Origin of the sequence: Rugamonas brunnea (assembly GCF_014042345.1) — a bacterium.
GTDB classification, from domain to species: Bacteria; Pseudomonadota; Gammaproteobacteria; order Burkholderiales; family Burkholderiaceae_D; genus Rugamonas; species Rugamonas brunnea.
On the sequence record NZ_JACEZT010000003.1, the window covers coordinates 60,425 to 77,930 of the forward strand.

Annotated in this window: 12 protein-coding genes and 1 tRNA gene; 2 read left to right on the plus strand and 11 right to left on the minus strand. The window is 65.3% G+C overall.

Annotated features, from left to right (window positions below; genetic code table 11):
* Positions 1-33: 33 nt before the first annotated feature.
* From H3H37_RS26090 to H3H37_RS06015, 8 genes are all read right to left on the minus strand, one after another.
* Complete coding sequence (locus tag H3H37_RS26090; RefSeq protein ID WP_311197406.1) at positions 34-1,605, minus strand: methyl-accepting chemotaxis protein; 1,572 nt, start codon at positions 1,603-1,605, stop codon at positions 34-36.
* Between the two features lie 56 nt (positions 1,606-1,661).
* Positions 1,662-2,618 carry a porin gene (locus H3H37_RS05985; protein ID WP_182160746.1) on the minus strand — a complete coding sequence of 319 codons (957 nt, stop codon included), beginning with the start codon at positions 2,616-2,618 and terminating at the stop codon, positions 1,662-1,664.
* 69 nt (positions 2,619-2,687) lie between these two features.
* Positions 2,688-4,160, minus strand: a complete 1,473-nt coding sequence (gabD, locus tag H3H37_RS05990) for an NADP-dependent succinate-semialdehyde dehydrogenase (protein ID WP_182160747.1) — start codon at positions 4,158-4,160, stop codon at positions 2,688-2,690.
* A 144-nt stretch (positions 4,161-4,304) separates the two neighbouring features.
* Positions 4,305-5,141 carry an ABC transporter permease gene (locus H3H37_RS05995; RefSeq protein ID WP_182160748.1) on the minus strand — a complete coding sequence of 279 codons (837 nt, stop codon included), beginning with the start codon at positions 5,139-5,141 and terminating at the stop codon, positions 4,305-4,307.
* Positions 5,142-5,150: 9 nt separating this feature from the next.
* Positions 5,151-6,431 (minus strand): ABC transporter permease, encoded by a 1,281-nt coding sequence (locus H3H37_RS06000; protein WP_182160749.1) that lies wholly within the window; start codon positions 6,429-6,431, stop codon positions 5,151-5,153.
* A gap of 108 nt (positions 6,432-6,539) precedes the next feature.
* Positions 6,540-7,565, minus strand: a complete 1,026-nt coding sequence (locus H3H37_RS06005) for an ABC transporter substrate-binding protein (RefSeq protein WP_182160750.1) — start codon at positions 7,563-7,565, stop codon at positions 6,540-6,542.
* Positions 7,566-7,612: 47 nt separating this feature from the next.
* Positions 7,613-8,680, minus strand: a complete 1,068-nt coding sequence (locus H3H37_RS06010) for an ABC transporter ATP-binding protein (protein ID WP_375539985.1) — start codon at positions 8,678-8,680, stop codon at positions 7,613-7,615.
* 138 nt (positions 8,681-8,818) lie between these two features.
* Positions 8,819-10,087: a 4-aminobutyrate--2-oxoglutarate transaminase gene (locus H3H37_RS06015; protein WP_182160752.1), complete on the minus strand. Its 1,269-nt coding sequence runs from the start codon at positions 10,085-10,087 to the stop codon at positions 8,819-8,821.
* A gap of 352 nt (positions 10,088-10,439) precedes the next feature.
* Between H3H37_RS06015 and pdxR the strand changes: the two genes are divergently transcribed.
* Complete coding sequence (gene pdxR, locus H3H37_RS06020; RefSeq protein ID WP_182160753.1) at positions 10,440-11,969, plus strand: MocR-like pyridoxine biosynthesis transcription factor PdxR; 1,530 nt, start codon at positions 10,440-10,442, stop codon at positions 11,967-11,969.
* A 108-nt stretch (positions 11,970-12,077) separates the two neighbouring features.
* Here the strand turns inward: pdxR and H3H37_RS06025 are convergent.
* Positions 12,078-12,153: transfer RNA gene (locus tag H3H37_RS06025), tRNA-Arg, on the minus strand.
* Between the two features lie 197 nt (positions 12,154-12,350).
* Between H3H37_RS06025 and H3H37_RS06030 the strand changes: the two genes are divergently transcribed.
* Positions 12,351-12,908: a c-type cytochrome gene (locus H3H37_RS06030; protein WP_182160754.1), complete on the plus strand. Its 558-nt coding sequence runs from the start codon at positions 12,351-12,353 to the stop codon at positions 12,906-12,908.
* Positions 12,909-13,088: 180 nt separating this feature from the next.
* On the opposite strand, the gene H3H37_RS06035 is transcribed toward H3H37_RS06030, so the two are convergent.
* Both H3H37_RS06035 and H3H37_RS06040 read right to left on the minus strand, forming a co-directional pair.
* Entirely contained in the window at positions 13,089-15,170 is a 2,082-nt protein-coding gene (locus H3H37_RS06035) for a M13 family metallopeptidase (protein ID WP_311197407.1), read from the minus strand.
* A gap of 106 nt (positions 15,171-15,276) precedes the next feature.
* Positions 15,277-17,358, minus strand: coding sequence for a M13 family metallopeptidase (locus H3H37_RS06040; RefSeq protein WP_311197408.1), 2,082 nt, complete (start codon positions 17,356-17,358; stop codon positions 15,277-15,279).
* Between the last annotated feature and the right edge of the window lie 148 nt (positions 17,359-17,506).

The window sequence follows — 17,506 nt, forward strand, 5'->3', positions numbered from 1 at the left end:
CGCTACAACAACGCCCCCGCCGCAGGCCAGCTGTTACGGCAACGCGACCATGGCGGCCTGCCCGGGCAGCGTGAACGCGCTGACCACCTGCGCCAGCCGGGCCGATTGTTCCTCCATGGCGCCGGCGGCGGCCGTGGCCTGCTCCACCAGCGCCGCGTTCTGCTGGGTGCTCTGGTCCATCCGCACCACGGCCAGGTTGACCTGTTCGATCCCGATCGATTGCTCGCGGTTGGCGGCGCTGATGTCCGCCATGATGTCGGTCACGCTGCGGATGCTGGCCACCACGTCCTGCATGGTGGCGCCGGCCTGGCTGGCCAGTTCGGTGCCGGCCTCCACCTTGACCATCGAATCGCCGATCAGGCCCTTGATCTCCCGGGCCGCCGCCGCGGCACGTTGGGCCAGGTTGCGCACCTCGCCGGCCACCACCGCGAAGCCGCGGCCTTGCTCGCCTGCACGCGCCGCCTCCACGGCCGCGTTCAGGGCCAGGATATTGGTCTGGAACGCGATGCCGTCGATGACGCCGGTGATGTCGGCGATCTTGCCGGCGGCGGCGTGGATGCCCGTCATCGTCTCTATCACCCGTGTCACCACCACGCCGCCCTCCTGCGCCACGTGCGAGGCGGCGATCGCCAGCTGGTTGGCGTGCTGCGCGTGGTCGGCGTTGTGCCGCACGGTGCTGGTCAATTGTTCCATCGAGGCGGCCGTTTGTTCCAGCTCGCCGGCTTGCTGTTCAGTGCGCGCCGACAGGTCCTGGTTGCCGGCGGCGATCTGCGCCGAGGCGGTGGCGACGCTGTCGGCGCTGCCGCGCACCTGGCCGACAATGCGCACCAGGTTGCCGTTCATCTCGGCCAAGGCCTGCAACAGCAGGCCGACCTCATCGGCCGAGCGCGCGCCGACCCGGCTCGACAGATCGCCGCGCGCGACCGCTTGCGCCACCCCCACCGCCGCCACGATGGGGACGGTGACCGAGCGCGTCATGCGCCAGGCGGCGCCGGCGCCGAGCGCGATGGCGGCGCCGCTCAAGGCCAGCATCCACCAGCGCGCGTCGCGGTAGGCCAACGCGGCCTGTTGCGCGTCATGCCGGCTCTTTTCGCGCTGCACGGCCATGAAAGCGTCGATTTCCATGCGCCAGGTCTCCGTGGCCGGGCCTGCACGCCGCAGCAACAAGGCCACCGCGCCATCCTTGTCGTCCCACATCATCTTGTTGAACTGGTCGTTCAGTGGCTGCGCCGACGCCTGGTCACGCTTGATCCTGGCCACGAACGCCTGCCCCTCCTGGTCCAGGCCGGAGGCCTCCAGCGCGGCCAGCGCGCGACCGTATTGCTCGCGCGCGCGCACGATCTCCTTGCGCTCGGCGTCCATCGCCGCCTGGTCCGACAGCAGCGCGATGGTGCGCATGACGCGCGCCACGACGTGGGTCGAACCGGCCATCTGTTCCAGCATGCTGATGCGCTGGGCGTTGACCTGGACCACATCCTGCAAAGCCGCGTTCGAGCGGGCCATGCCGGCCAGGCCCAGGCCGGCCACGCCGGCCAGCAACAGCAGCACCAGTCCGTAGCCGAGCGCCATGCGGGTGCCGATGGTGAGATTGCCGAATTTCATCATGTCCTTGCTTGTATATGCGCCAGGGCGGCGGGCCGACCGGCCCGCCGCCATTACCATCAGAACGTGTGATGGATGCCCACGTCGACCGTGTTATTGGTCTTGCCGGCGGCCGGCTTGCGGCTGCTCACGTCGGTGTACAGGTTGGTGCGCTTGGACAGCGTGTGCCAGTAGCCCAGCGAATACTGTTTGTCCGAACCACTGCCCTCCGGCTTGATCTGGCCATAGCCGACCTTGATGGCGCCGGTCGCCACTGCGATGTCGGCGCCCACCAGCCAGTTGCGCTCGTCGACGCCCAGCACGCGGTTGAAGCGCGAGTAGGACGCCATCAGATTGGCCGTGCCCACCTTGTAGGAGCCGTTCAGGCTCAGGAAGGTGTCCTCGTTGGTGCTGCGCTCATAGCCGACCATGGCCGCCAGCGGGCCGCCCGTGTAGACGGTGGCGATCGAGTAGGGATTGGACTTGACCACCGGCACGCCGTTGAGCGGCTCCTTGGTGGCCACCGAGACATTGACCTGGAAGCCACTCATCACCGGGGTACTGTAGAACACGGCATTGGAGAAACGGTTGCCGGACGAGGCGATCGAAGTGTCGGACATGTAGTTGCCGGTGATGGCGTCGATCGCGCCCACGGTCTGGAAGCCGAACGGATCGAAATCCGAAGCCGCGTCCTGCACCGCCGTCATGTCGCGGCCAAAGCGGATCGCGCCGAAGCCACCGGACAGGCCGACCCACGAACGGCCCTGGAACAGCGGACGCTGGCCGTTCGCCTCGGTGGTGCCGGTGTCGGGCAGGAAGCGCATTTCCAGGCGGAAGTTGGCCTTCAGGCCGTCGCCCAGGTCTTCCGTGCCCCGGAAGCCGAGGCGGTTGAAGTCGCCCTTGCCCTCTTGCAGGGTGCTGCCGGTGCCTTTGATCAGGCCGACGTCGACGATGCCGTAGATGGAGACGTTCGATTGGGCTTGGGCCATGCCGGCGCAGGCGCAAAGGATGGCGACGGCAATTGCGTTCTTGTTCACTGTGTATTTCCTTCTTCTGATAGTTAAGTGCTGCGTTGGAAAGTGAGACACCTGCTGTGCTGCTTGCTGCTACACGGGTGGCTGGGCTTGAATGCCGCCCAGGCACATGTACTTGATGACCAGGTAGTCATCCATGCCGTATTTGGAACCTTCGCGGCCCAGGCCGGACTGCTTGACCCCGCCGAACGGCGCGATCTCGTTGGAGATCAGGCCGGTGTTGATGCCGACCATGCCGGACTCCAGCCCCTCGGCCACGCGCCACACCCGGCCGATATCGCGGGCGTAGAAATAGGCGGCCAGGCCGAACTCGGTGTCGTTCGCCTGCGCCAGCACCTCGGCCTCGTCGCGGAAGCGGAACAGCGGCGCCAGCGGGCCGAAGGTCTCCTCGCTCGCCACCTGCATGCCGGCGTGCACGTCGGCGATCACGGTGGGCTCGAAGAAGCTGTGGCCGAGCGCGTGGCGGCGCCCGCCCAGCAGCACGCGGCCGCCCTTGGCCAGCGCGTCCTCGACGTGCTGTTCGACCTTGCGCACCGCCTTGTCGTCGATCAGCGGGCCCTGGGTGACGCCGGCCTCGCGGCCATCGCCCACCTTGAGCGCGGCCACCGCCGCCACCAGCTTGGCGGCGAAGGCCTCGTAGACGCCGTCCTGCACATAGATGCGGTTGGCGCACACGCAGGTCTGGCCGGCGTTGCGGAATTTGGAGATCAGCGCGCCTTCCACGGCCGCGTCCAGGTCGGCGTCGTCGAACACGATGAAGGGCGCGTTGCCGCCCAGTTCCAGCGACAGCTTCTTGATGGTGGACGCCGACTGCGCCATCAGCGTGCGCCCCACTTGCGTCGAGCCCGTGAAGGACAGCTTGCGCACTACCGGGTTGCCGGTCATTTCGGCGCCGATGGCGCGCGCGTCGCCGGTCACCACGCCGAACACGCCGGCCGGCACGCCGGCCCGCTCGGCCAGCACCGCCAGTGCCAGCGCCGAATACGGCGTCGCCTCGGCCGGCTTGACGATCATCGGGCAGCCGGCGGCCAGCGCCGGCCCCACCTTGCGGGTGATCATGGCGGCCGGGAAGTTCCACGGCGTGATGGCGGCGCACACGCCGATCGGCTCCTTGGTCACGATCAGGCGCTTGTCGGCCCACGGTGACGGCAGCGTGTCGCCGCTGACCCGCTTGGCCTCCTCGGCGAACCATTCGATGAACGAGGCCGCGTAGCCGACCTCGCCCTTGGCCTCGGCCAGCGGCTTGCCCTGCTCGGCGGTCATGATGCGCGCCAGGTCGTCGGCGTTGGCCAGCATCAGCTCATACCACTTGCGCAGGATGGCGGCGCGCTCCTTGCCGGTCTTGGCGCGCCAGGCGGGGAAGGCCCGGTTGGCGGCGGCGATGGCGCGCGCCGTTTCCGCCGCGCCCATTTTCGGCACGGTGCCCAGCAGTTCGCCGGTGGCGGGATTGGTCACGTCCAGGGTGTCGCCGTTGTCGGCGGCGCACCATACGCCGTCCAGATAGGCGTGTTGACGCAACAGAGTCGAGTCTGTCAATTGCAGCATGGTTAATCTCCAAGGAAAAATTCAGGCTAGCGGCGTGGCGGCGGGTGGCGACGGGACGAGCGGGACCGCAACGCGCGCCGGGTGCCGCGCGTTGTGTGCCGCCGGCATGGCCGGCTTACGTCCTGTCGGGGTGGCCGCTGGCCGCTAGAATTTGGCGGCGGCCTTGTTGCGGCCGCGTAGCCACTCCAGCACCAGCAGCAAGCCGGTGGAAAACACGATCAGGATGGTCGCCAGCGCCGCGATGGTAGGACTGATGTTCTCGCGGATGCCGGTGAACATCTGGTACGGCAAGGTCACCTGGTTGGGGCCGGCCAGGAACTTGGTGATCACCACTTCGTCGAACGAGGTGGCGAAGGCGAACAGCGCGCCCGAGATCAGGCCGGGAGCGATCACCGGCAGCGTGACCCGGAAGAAGGTCATCAGCGGCGAGGCGCCCATGCTCAGGCTGGCACGCACCAGGTTGTGGTTAAAGCCCTGCAGGGTGGCGGACACGGTGGTGACCACGAACGGCGCGCCCAGCGCGGCGTGGACCATGATCAGGCCCAGATAGGTATCGGTCAGGCCGACCTGGGCGAACAGCAGGTAGACACCGACCCCGACCACCACCACCGGCACCACCATGGGCGCGATCAGGATCGCCATCAGCAAGCCCTTGCCCGGGAAGCTGGCCTTGTTCAGGCCCACGGCCGCCAGGGTGCCGAGCACGGTCGCCACCAGCGTCGCCAGCGGCGCGACGATGAAGCTGTTGCGCGCGGCGCGCATCCATTCGTCCGATTCGACCAGGTTCTGGTACCAGCGCAGCGACAGCCCCGGCATCGGGTAGGCCAGGAAGGTGCTGTCGGAGAACGACAGCGGGATGATCACCAGCACCGGCACCATCAGGAATACCAGCACCAGCCCGTTGAAGCCGCGCAGCAGGAAAAACCAGGCCCGTTCAGCCAGCGACAGATAGGGTGGGAAATATGGCAGATTGGTCTTCATGGTGGTCCCTTACAGGCTGACTTCGAGTTTGGCGAAACGGCGGTACACGCTGTACAGCACCAGGGTGGCGCCGAACAGCAGCGCGCCCAGGGCGCAGGCCATGCCCCAGTTGATGGTCACGTTGGTGAAATACGCCACGTAGTAGCTGACCATCTGTTCGTTCGGCCCGCCCAGCAGGGCTGGCGTGATGTAGTAGCCCAACGCCAGGATGAACACCAGCAGCGCGCCGGCGCCGATGCCGGGATAGGTCTGCGGCACATACACGCGCCAGAACGCGGCGAACGGATGGCTGCCCAGCGACACGGCGGCCCGCACATAGGTCGGCGGTATCGACTTCATCACGCTGTACAGCGGCAGGATCATGAACGGCAGCAGGATGTGGGTCATCGAGACATACACGCCGACGCGGTTGAACAGCAGTTCCAGCGGCGCCTTGGTCAGGCCCAGCGCCATCAGCGCCTGGTTGACCAGGCCTTCGGACTGCAGCAGCACGATCCAGGCCGCGATGCGCACCAGGATCGAGGTCCAGAACGGGATCAGCACCAGGATCATGAACAAGTTGGCGCGCCGTTCCGGCATGGTCGACAGCCAGTAGGCCAGCGGATAGGCGATCGCCAGCGCGGCGGCCGTGACGACCAGGCTGATCCAGAAGGTGCGGCCGAAGATCTGGATATACACCGATTGCTCGGCGTCGGCCTGGTGGACGTTGCCGAACGCATCCTGTTTCAGGTCGAGCGAGGCCAGCAGGTAATACGGCGAGTAGCGCGCGCCGTTGCTGGCGATGACTTGCCAGAATTCCGGCTGGCCCCACTGTTCATCGAGCGCGATCAGGGCCGGCTTGATGGCGGCGCCCGACAAGGGCTTGCCGTCGGCGTCCACCAGCGGCGTGGCGCGCATGGTCTTGAGCACCACCGAGCGGGCGCCCGGCAGGTCGACGTTCATGCGGCGCGCCAGGGCGCCGCCGGTGTTGGCGGCATGGGCCACCTCCAGGTCGGCCGCCAGCGCCGCGTAGGCGGCGTCGGGCGGCGCGCCGTGCCGGTCCCAGGTGGACAGCGCGGCCACGGTATGGGGCAAGGTGTCGGCGACTTCGGGATTTTCCACCGAGCGCATCAGCAGCGCGGCGATCGGCACCACGAAGGTGATCAGCAGGAAGATCGCCAGCGGCGCGATCAGCGCCAGGGCCGTGACCCGCTTGCGCAGCTGGGCGCGGTGCAGGTCGCGCTTGAGCTGGGCCTTGCTGGGCTCGGCGAGCGGCATGGAAAGCGGGGCGGTGGGGGCCAAAAAAGTCATGGCGGGAGCGTTTTCAAAAGTGTGGCTGGATAAAACGGGCGCCGCGGCGCGCGCACGGACCGCGCGGGGCGGACCGCCGCCCTGCGCGGCACCCGGAACTGAGACGGCTTACTTGACGGCCCAGGCGGTGAAGCGCTGTTCCAGGTCCTCGCCGTGGTCGGTCCAGAATTGCAGGTTGTTCTGCACCGCATCCTTGACGTTGGCCGCCGCCGTCGGCAAGCCGGACAGGGTCTTGGCATCGAGCAGCTTGAGCGTGTTCTTGTTGGTCGGGCCGTAGGCGATCTTGCCGGCGTAGACCTTCTGGGCTTCCGGCGTGCTGGCGAAAGCGATGAATTTCTCGGCCTCGGCCTTGTTCGGCGAACCTTTCGGGATCACCCAGTAGTCGAGGTCATAGATGCCGCCGGTCCAGTTCACCTGCAGGTTCTTGCCCTCGCGCTGGGCGGCGTCGATGCGGCCGTTGTAGGCGGTCGACATGACCACGTCGCCGGCCACCAGGAATTGCGCCGGCTGGGCGCCCGCCTCCCACCACTGGATGTGCGGACGCAGCGCGTCCAGCTTCTTGAACGCGCGGTCGACGCCGGCCTTGGTCGCCAGCACCTTGTAGACATCCTTGGTCGGCACGCCGTCGGCCATCAGCGCGAACTCCAGGTTGTAGCGGGCGCCCTTGCGCATGCCGCGCTTGCCGGGGAACTTGCTGACGTTCCAGAAATCGGCCCAGCTGGTAGGCGCCGTCTTCAGCTTGTCGGCGTTGTAGGCCAGCACGGTGGACCAGACGAAGGCGCCCACGCCGCATTCATTGACGGCTTCCGGCAGCAGGTCGGCCTTCTTGACGATCTTGGCCAGGTCCATTTTTTCGATCAAGCCCTCTTCGCAGGCACGGCCGATCACGCCCGATTCCACTTCGACCACGTCCCAGGTCACGTTGTGGGTCTCGACCATGGCCTTGATCTTCGACAGCTCGCCGTTGTATTCGACCATCACCACTTTCTTGCCGGTCTTCTGGAACGGTTCGATGTACGCCACCTTTTGCGCCGCGCCGTTGGCGCCGCCAAAATTAACCAGCGTGATATCGGCATGCGCGGCGCCAGCGGCCAGGAGAGTGCTCAGCAAGACAGGGGAAAACAGTTTGTTCATAGCAGTCTTTCTAGTTGGGATGAGATTTTGGAACAACGGAACAGCGCTTAAATGAAGACCCGCAAATGGGTAGGCTCGATCTCGAGCGCCACCGGCGTGCCCTCGGACAAGCCGGGCAGGGCCGGATCGTTCAGGGTCAGCTTGACGAAACATTCGTCGCTGTTGGGCAGCACGCAGCGGACCCGCACATGGTCGCCAAAGTAGATCAGGCTGGTGATGCGGGCCGCCACGCCGTTGGCGGCGGCGGCGCCGCGCGCCAGCAGGCGGATGCGTTCGGGACGGACGCAGCCGACGGCCGCGTGGCCGGCGCCCAGGCCGTTGACGTTGACACCGAGCAGCGCCGAACCATCCTGCATGCGCAGGCGGCACAGGCCGGCGTCGGGCGCCTCGACCACACCATGGAAGCGGTTGTTGTCGCCGATGAAGCCGGCCACGAACTGGTTGTCCGGCTGCTCATACAGCTGGTCGACCGGCGCCAACTGCTGGATGATGCCGTGCTCGAACACGGCAACCCGGTCCGACATGGTGAGCGCCTCGCTCTGGTCGTGGGTCACGTAGACGAAGGTCACGCCCAGCCGCTGGTGCAGGTCCTTGAGCTCGATCTGCATGCGTTCGCGCAACTGCTTGTCGAGCGCGCCCAAGGGCTCGTCCATCAACACCAGCTTGGGATCGAACACCAGCGCCCGCGCCAGCGCGATACGCTGTTGCTGGCCGCCCGACAACTGGGCCGGATAGCGGTCGGCGAACTGGCCCATCTGCACCATGTCCAGCGCACGCTTGACCTTGTCCGCACGGGTGGCGGCGTCGACCTTACGCACTTGCAATGGATAGGCCACGTTCTGGCCCACCGTCATGTGCGGGAACAGGGCGTAGTTCTGGAACACCATGCCAATGTCGCGCTTGTGCGGCGGTACCTTGTTGAGCAGCTTGCTATCGAGGCGGATCTCGCCGCCGGTGGGGAACTCGAACCCCGCCAACATCATCAGGCAGGTGGTCTTGCCGGAGCCGGAAGGCCCCAGCAAGGTGAGGAACTCGCCCCGTTCGATGTTCAGGTCCAGTTGTTTGACGACCAGGTTTTCGCCGTCGTAGGTTTTTTTGACACCCCGAAACTCCACCAGAGTCTCACGCTTGGCCGCCTGGGGGGTATTCCTGACCGCCGCCAGGGGCGGGCGCTTCGCCGTTGTGCTTTCCAAAATCTTATCTCCACAGATGTAGACTATGCCGGCCAGGAAGGCCGGCATGACACTCTTTTCTTATTTTCCCAGCAAGGCGTCGGCCAGTATCGCCAGCGCCTCGTCCATGAGGGCATCTTCAATCGTCAGCGGGAACAGGAAACGTATCGCGTTGCCGTAGACGCCGCAAGTGAGCAGGATCAAGCCCTTGGCCAATGCACGGGTCTGGACCAGCTTGGTGAATTCCGGGTCCGGCGCGCCGCTGCCGGGCTGGACGAATTCCACCGCCACCATCGCGCCCAGGCCGCGCACGTCGGCGATCTGGGGCACCACCTCGCGCAACTGGTTGAGTTTATCCTTGAGCCGCTGGCCCAGCACGCTGGCGCGCTCCACCAGTTTCTCGTCGTGCAACACGTCCAGTACCGCCAGCGCGGAGGCGATGGCCAGCGGATTGCCGGCGTACGTGCCGCCCAGCCCGCCCGGCGCCGGCGCGTCCATGATCTCGGCACGGCCCACCAGGGCCGCCAGCGGCATGCCGCCGGCCAGGCTCTTGGCCAGCGTCATCAGGTCGGGCACCACGCCGGCGTGTTCGATGGCGAACATCTTGCCGGTACGGGCGAAGCCGGTCTGCACTTCATCGACGATCAGCAGGATGCCGTGCTCGTCGCAGACCTTGCGCAGCGCCTGCATGAAGGCCGGCGGCGCGGCGTAGAAACCACCCTCGCCCTGCACCGGCTCCAGGATGATGGCGGCCACGCGCTTGGGATCGACGTCGGCCTTGAACAGCGTCTGCAAGGCCGCCAGCGAGGCCTCGGCGGTGACGCCATGCAGTTCGACCGGATACGGCACGTGGTAGACCTCGCCCGGGAAGGGACCGAAGCCGACCTTGTAGGGCACCACTTTGCCGGTCAGCGCCATGCCCATCATGGTGCGGCCATGGAAACCGCCGGCGAAGGCGATCACGGCCGAGCGGCCGGTGGCGGCGCGGGCCACCTTGATGGCGTTTTCCACCGCTTCCGCGCCGGTCGAGAACAGCGCGGTCTTCTTGGCGTGGCTGCCCGGCGTCATGGCGTTCAGGCGCTCGGCCAGTTCCACGTAACCCGCATACGGCACCACCTGGTAGCAGGTGTGGGTGAACTTGCCCAACTGCTGCTCGATCGCGGCGATCAGCCGGGGATGGCGGTGGCCGGTGTTGAGCACGGCGATACCAGCGGCGAAATCGATGTAGCGGTTGTTTTCCACATCCCAGATTTCCGCGTTCAGCGCGCGCTCGGCGTAGAACTGGCACATCACGCCCACGCCACGCGGGGTGGCGGCGTTCTTGCGCTGTTGTAGTTGAGTGTTCGTCATGAATTTACCTTTATTGTTGTTACCAGAGTGTTACGAGGACAGCGCATCTTATTGTTGAACTGGAGCATCAACGTAGAGCCACTTTCGTTTTTCTCATGGAGCCACTCCTGGCGCCACGCATGGCACCACTATCCCCGGCGGCCTATGCTGCACCGCAACCACCGGGCCCGCGCGAGGCCGCAAAAAGCAGGCGCGGCGATCGCCAACGCGCGCCGTGCCACAACGGCGCACACTGGCGCCAGATACGACCTCTTGACGTTTTTTAACAACAATTGACTACTGGTTGGCGGTCTGATGCCGCGCAAGTGGCGCTACAATGGCACGCAAATTTTTCCCACCCCACAAGGCCACTATGCGGATCGCATCCCTGTCCGATTTCCTGTTGCAGCGCATCGATCGCGGCCGCGAAGCCAATGGGGCGCGCAAGGCGGTGAACCGCCAGATCTACCAGGTGATCCGGGAGGCCATCCTGGACCAGTCGCTGCCGGCCGGGCTGCAACTGCCGTCCTCGCGCTTCCTGGCCCAGGAATTGAAGATGTCGCGCAACACGGTGACCTACGCCTACGACCAATTGCTGGCCGAAGGATTCCTGGAGTCGCGCGTCGGCGCCGGCACCTTCATCGCCAACACCGAGCCGGACCAGATCGTCACCGCGGCCGCGGCCGCGGCCCCGGCGGGGCCGCTGCAAGGGGGCGAGCTGTCCCTGTCGACGCGGGGGCAGCAACTGGTTGAGCTGGCAGGCGTCAGCAAGACGCAGTGGGGCGCCTTCATGCCGGGCGTGCCGGACGTGACGCAATTTCCCAACAAGATATGGGGCCGGCTGCAAAACAAATACTGGCGCCGTTCGCGTTCCGAGCTGCTGACCTATTCCGGCGGCGAAGGCTACCTGCCGCTGCGCGAAGCGATCGCCGACTATCTGCGCGTGGCGCGCTCGGTGAACTGCGACGCCAGCCAGATCCTGATCACCACCGGCATCCACCAGTCGCTGGACCTGGTGGCGCGCATGTTGAGCGATCACGGCGACCATGCATGGGTCGAGGACCCCTGCTATTGGGGCACGCGCAGCGTGCTGCGCTCGGTCGGCGTGCGGACGGTCGCGATTCCGGTGGACGGCGAAGGCTTGCAACTGCGTCCCGAGGACTTGCGGCATCCGCCGCGCATCATCGTCGTCACGCCCTCGCACCAGTATCCGCTGGGGATGGTGATGAGCCTGTCCCGCCGGCGCGCCCTGCTGGAATACGCGGCCGCCAACAACAGCTGGATCGTCGAGGACGACTACGACAGCGAGTTCCGTTACGGCAGCCGGCCGATCGCCTCGCTGCAGGGACTCGACGTGCATGAGCGGGTGTTATACCTGGGGACGTTCAGCAAGACCCTGTTCCCGGGCCTGCGGGTCGGTTACATGGTGGTGCCGCCGGTGCTGGCCGAATCGTTTTCCACCGGCCTGTCGGAGCTGTACCGCTGCGGACACAGCTACACCCAGGCGATCCTGACCGACTTCATGACCGAGGGCCACTTCGCCTCGCACATCCGGCGCATGCGGGTGGTGTACGCGGAGCGCCTGCGGCTGCTGCACGAAGCCATCACCTTCCATTTCGACGACCGCATCATCATCACCGGCGGCGAGGCCGGCTTGCACCTGGCGCTCGGTTTGCCCGATGCATGCGACGACATCGCGATCTGCGAAGCGGCCAGGCAACAGGGCATCATCGTGCGGCCGCTGTCGAAGTACTACAGCGACGCGGCGAGCGCGCGGCGCGGCCTGATGCTGGGCTACGGTTGCGTGCCCGACGAGCAGATCCGCCCCGCCTTCGACATCCTGGCGGGCGTGATCAAAGCGCACTGGCCGGGGGCGCACACCCAGGCCGAACGCGTGAAGTAAGCAAGCCTGCCGCGTGCGGCGACGCTCTCCAGCCAGTGCGGATATGCGCAGGCGACAGAAAGCGCGCGAAATCAATTTTCGCCAAGTACTTGAGTTGAGAGGGGAAAATGGTGCGGCTGGCGGGGATCGAACCCACGACCCTTGGCTTCGGAGGCCAATACTCTATCCACTGAGCTACAGCCGCTTGGGGGAAGATTGAATCGACACGAAGGATACCGTCTTTCGTCAAATCCGTCCATGGAAAGTGTCGTTTTAGCCGGCATTTCCGTTCCAAGGGGCAGTTTTTGAGTCTATAATCGCCCGTTTGGCGAGGGTTTGTACGGCAAGACGCAAAGACAATTCTTCGCATGGCCCACCTGCTTCGAAACTAAAAAGGACATCATGAGCGACGCACACAACGAACACGAATCCGCCATCAAGACCCCTAAACAACTGATTGTCGCCGTGATCGGCTTCTTCGCTGTGGTCATCTTTGGCATCATCCTGCTGGTGCAGTATGTGACCACCGACAAGCTGACCGGTCGTGGTTCCGACAGCCAGTCGGCTGAATCCGTCGCCGCCCGTTTGCGTCCCGTCGCCGATGACGGCTTCACCCTGAAAGATGCCAGCGGTCCCAAGCAGCTGCAAAGCGGCGAAGCCGTCTACACCGCTGTTTGCGCGGCTTGCCACGGTTCCGGCGCGGCCGGTTCGCCCAAGTTCGGCGACGCCGGCGCCTGGGGCCCACGCATCGCCCAAGGCTACGACACGCTGCTCAAGCACGCCATCGAAGGTATCCGCGCCATGCCGGCCAAGGGCGGCAACCCCGACCTGGACGACGTGGAAGTGGCGCGCGCCGTGGTGCACATGGCCAACGCCGGCGGCGCCAAGTTCAAGGAGCCTGCCGCTCCCGCCGCCGCTGCGGAAGGCGCTTCGGCTGCCTCCGCCGCCTCGGCGCAGTAAGCGCTCCGCTCGCGGCGCCGGACAATCCGGCGCCATCATTAAAACCGCTCCGTCAGACGAGCGGTTTTTTTTTGCAATGTGCGCAGGTCAAAACCAGGGTCAGACCCAAGGGTCAGACTCCAACATCGTTATAAAAAAGGGCCGCCCGCAGGCGGCCCTTCGTGTTGCCTCAGCAGGCGATTACCACATGATCACGCGGTCTTTTGGCTCCAGGTACATCTTGTCGCCCTTCTTCACGCCGAACGCGCTGTAGAAGCCGGGCTGGTTGCGCATGGTGCCGTTGGCGCGGAACTGGCCCGGCGAGTGCGGGTCGGTCTTGATCTGGACGATCTGTTGCGGTTCGCGCATCTTCATGCGCCACACTTGCGCGAAGCCCATGAAGAAGCGCTGGTCGCCCGTCAGGCCGTCGATCACCGGCGCTGGCTTGCCGTGCAGCGACAGCTTGTAGGCCTTGTACGCGATCGCCACGCCCGAGTTGTCGGCGATGTTCTCGCCCAGCGTCAGTTCGCCGTTCACATGGTAGCCAGGCAGCGGGCTGAACTGGTTGTACTGGTCGACCAGCATCTTGGTCTTGGCCGCGAAGTTCTTGTGGTCGGCCGGGGTCCACCAGTCGCGCAGGTTGCCGTCGCCGTCGTATTGGGCGCCCTGGTCGTCGAAGCCGTGGCTGATCTCGTGGCCGATCACGCCGCCGATGGCGCCGTAGTTGACGGCGTCGTCCGCGTTGGCGTCAAAGAACGGTGGCTGCAGGATCGAGGCCGGGAACACGATCTCGTTCATTTCCGGGTTGTAGTAGGCGTTCACGGTCTGCGGCGTCATGCCCCACTCGTCGCGGTCGATCGGCTTGCCCAGCTTGTTCAGTTCCTTGTCGTAGTCGAACTTATTGGAGCGCAGCACGTTGCCCACCAGGTCGTCGGCCGACACGGTCAGCTTCGAGTAGTCGCGCCATTTGTTCGGGTAGCCGATCTTGGTGGTGAACTTGGCCAGCTTCGCTTGCGCCTGCTTCTTGGTGGTCGGGCTCATCCAGTCCAGCGTCTCGATGCTGGTCTTGTAGGTGGCCAGCAGGTTCTTGACCAGCTGTTCCATGCGCGCCTTGCGCTCGGCCGGGAAGTACTGCTCCACGTACAACTTGCCCACGGACTCGCCCAGCGCACCTTCGGTCACGCTCACGCCACGCTTCCAGCGCGGACGCATTTCCGTCACGCCGCTCAGCACGGTGCCGTAGAAGGCGAAGTTCTCGTCCACGTAGGCCTTGCTCAGGTAAGGCGCGTTGGCGTGGATCACCTGCCACTGGAAGTAGGCTTTCCAGGTTTCCAGCGGGGTGGCGGCCAGCACGTCGTTGAAGCCTTGCACGTAGGTGGGCTGGCCCACGATCACGTAGCCGGTCTTGCCGGCGATGCCGGTTTCATTGAGCCAGGTGGTCCAGTCAAAGCCCGAGGCCAGGCCGCTCAGCTTGGCCAGCTCGACCTTGTTGTAGCCCTTGACCGGGTCGCGCAGTTCGACCTTGGTCCATTGCACCTTGGCCAGCGCCGTTTCCAGCGCGACGATGGCCTTGGCATCGGCGGCCGCGTTGGCGTCGCCGGCCAGCGTCAGCATCTTGGCCACGTGCAGTTCATACTTGGCCAGCGTGTCGGCCATCTTGGCGTCGTCCAGCTTCAGGTAGTAGTCGCGGTCCGGCAGGCCCAGGCCCGATTGCTGGATGTCGGCCACGTACTTGGTCGAATCCTTGTTGTCCTGGTGGATGCCGAAGTTCAGCGGCGCGCCGAAGCCAACCTGGTTGAAGTGGGCGATCAGGGCCGGGATCTGCTGCTTGTCGCTCAGGGCGGCCACTTTGGCCAGCTCGGCGTTCAGCGGGGTCAGGCCCAGTTGTTCGATCTTCGCTTCGTCCATGAAGCTGGCGTAGAAGTCGCCGATGCGCTGCGCGTCGGAACCGGCCACCTTGTTCTTGGCGTTGGCGGCGTTCTCGATGATGGCGCGCAGTTGCGGCTGGATGTCGTCGCGCAGCTTGGCGAACGTGCCCCAGCTCGACTTGTCGGCCGGGATTTCCGTGGTGGCCAGCCATTTGCCGTTCAGGTGGGTGAAGAAGTCATCCTGCGCGCGCACGGACGATTCGATGTATTCGGTGGCGATGCCCGAGGTCAGCTTGGCGCCGGCGGCCTTGGTGGAGGCGGCGGTCATGGTCTTGGCCGTGTTGGCAGGTTCGGCGGCGCCGGCGTAGCCTGCGATCAGGCTCAGGGTTAATGCACTCAACAGATAACGTTTCACGGAAATATCCTCATTGTTTGTAACGAAAAAGATCGCCCCTGGACTTTTGGCCCATCATTGACTTTATCACAAGCCCATGACCGGGAGCGAATGAAAATCGCCCTGCTTACCACATGCTCACGCGCTGCTTGGGCGGCAAATACATCTTGTCGCCGGGCTTGACCCCGAACGCCGCGTAGAACGGCGCCTGGTTGCGCACCGTGCCGTTGGCGCGGAAGCGATCCGGCGCGTGCGGGTCGCTCTTCAGGTAAACAATCTGCTGGGCGTCGCGGATCTTGCTGCGCCATACCTGGCCGAAGCCCATGTAGAAACGCTGGTCGCCCGTGAGGCCATCGATCACCGGCGCCGGCTGGCCGTTCAGCGCGATCTGGTAAGCCTTGTAGGCGATGGCGATGCCGGAATTGTCGGCGATGTTCTCGCCCAGCGTCAGCGCGCCGTTCACGTGGTAGCCCTTGACCGGACTGAACGCGCTGTATTGCTGGACCAGCATCTTGCTCTTGGCCGCGAACTGCTTGTGGTCGGCCGCCGTCCACCAATCGCGCAGGTTGCCGTCGCCGTCGTACTGGGCGCCCTGGTCGTCGAAACCGTGGCTGATCTCGTGGCCGATCACGGCGCCGATGGCGCCATAGTTGACGGCGTCGTCGGCGTCCGCGTCGAAGAACGGCGGTTGCAGGATGGCGGCCGGGAACACGATCTCGTTCATCTCCGGATTGTAGTACGCGTTCACGGTCTGCGGCGTCATGCCCCATTCCTCGCGGTCGATGGGCTGGCCCAGCTTGGCCAGCTGGCGCTCATAGGCGAACGCGTTGGCGCGCAGCACGTTGCCCACCAGGTCGTCACGCTGCACCACCAGGCTGGAATAATCGCGCCATTTGTTGGGATAGCCGATCTTGGTGGTGAACTTGGCCAGCTTCGCCTGCGCCTGTTGCTTGGTGGCCGGACTCATCCAGTCCAGGGTGGCGATGCTTTGCTTGTAGGCGGCCAGCAGGTTGGCCACCAACTGCTCCATGCGCGCCTTGCGCTCGGGCGGGAAGTGCTGTTCCACGTACAGCTTGCCCAAGCTCTCGCCGAGCGCGTTGTCGGTGGCGTTCACGGCCCGCTTCCAACGCGGCTGCTGCTCGGGCACGTCGCTCAGCACCTTGCCGTAGAAGGCGAAGTTCTCGGTGGCGAACCCTTGCGACAGGTAGGGCGCGTTGGCGTGGATCACCTGCCACTGGAAATAGGCTTGCCACGTGGCCAGCGGCGTCTGCTCCAGCAGGCGGGCCATGCCCTTCAGATAGCTGGGCTGGCTGACGATCACGTAATCGACCTTGCCGGCCAGGCCGGTCTGCTGCAAGTAACCGGCCCAGTCATAGCCGGGCAGCAGCTTGGGCAACTGGTCCAGCGCCACCTTGTTGTAGGCCTTGACGGGATCGCGCAGCTCGACCTTGGTCCACTGGATCTTCGCCATCGCCGTTTCCAGCGCCACGATGGCGCGCGCCTCGTCGACGGCTTGCGCATGGCCGGCCAGCGCCAGCATGCGCGCCACGTGCTGCTGGTATTTGGCCAGCGTGGCGGCGAGCTTGGCGTCGTGCGGCTTCAGGTAATAGTCGCGGTCGGGCAAGCCCAGGCCGTCCTGGTACAGGTCGGCCACGTACTTGGTCGAATCCTTGTTGTCCTGGTGGACGCCATAGGCATACGGCGCCGTGAAGCCCAGGCGGTTGAAATGGGCGATCAGGGCGGCGATGTCCTGCTTGCCACGCAGGGCGGTTACGCGGTCCAGCTCGGCTTGTAGCGGGGCCAGGCCCAGTTGCTCCAGTCTGGCCTCGTCCATATAACTGGCGTAGAAGTCGCCGATGCGCTGGGCGTCCGAGCCGGGCGCCCGGTTGGGGTCGGCGGCGGCCGCTTCGATGATGGCGCGCAGTTGCGGCTTGGTGTCGTCATCGAGTTTTTCGAATGCGCCCCAGCTGGCCTTGTCGGCCGGGATGGCCGTGCTGGCCAGCCATTTGCCGTTCAGGTTGGTGAAAAAGTCGTCCTGGGCCCGCACCGACGGGTCCATATTGGCGACGGCGATGCCGGAGGCGCGCAGGGCGGCCGTTCCCTGCCGCGCGGCGGTGGCGCCCTCTTCCGCTTGCGCGCAAGGCAGGCCAGAGCCGGCCATTGCTGCCATGACGGCCAGCGCGCCGGCGCTGATGACATGAATTTTCAAGGTCTCTCTCCCCCAGGTAAAGGTCATATTTCAATTTTTATGGGTAGCATGACGGGACTGTATCATGTCATCGAGACATTAGTAACAAAAAGACCACGCCGGATCGCTCGGGCATGGTCTTTTTGCTACGACATCGTGCTTTACCAGG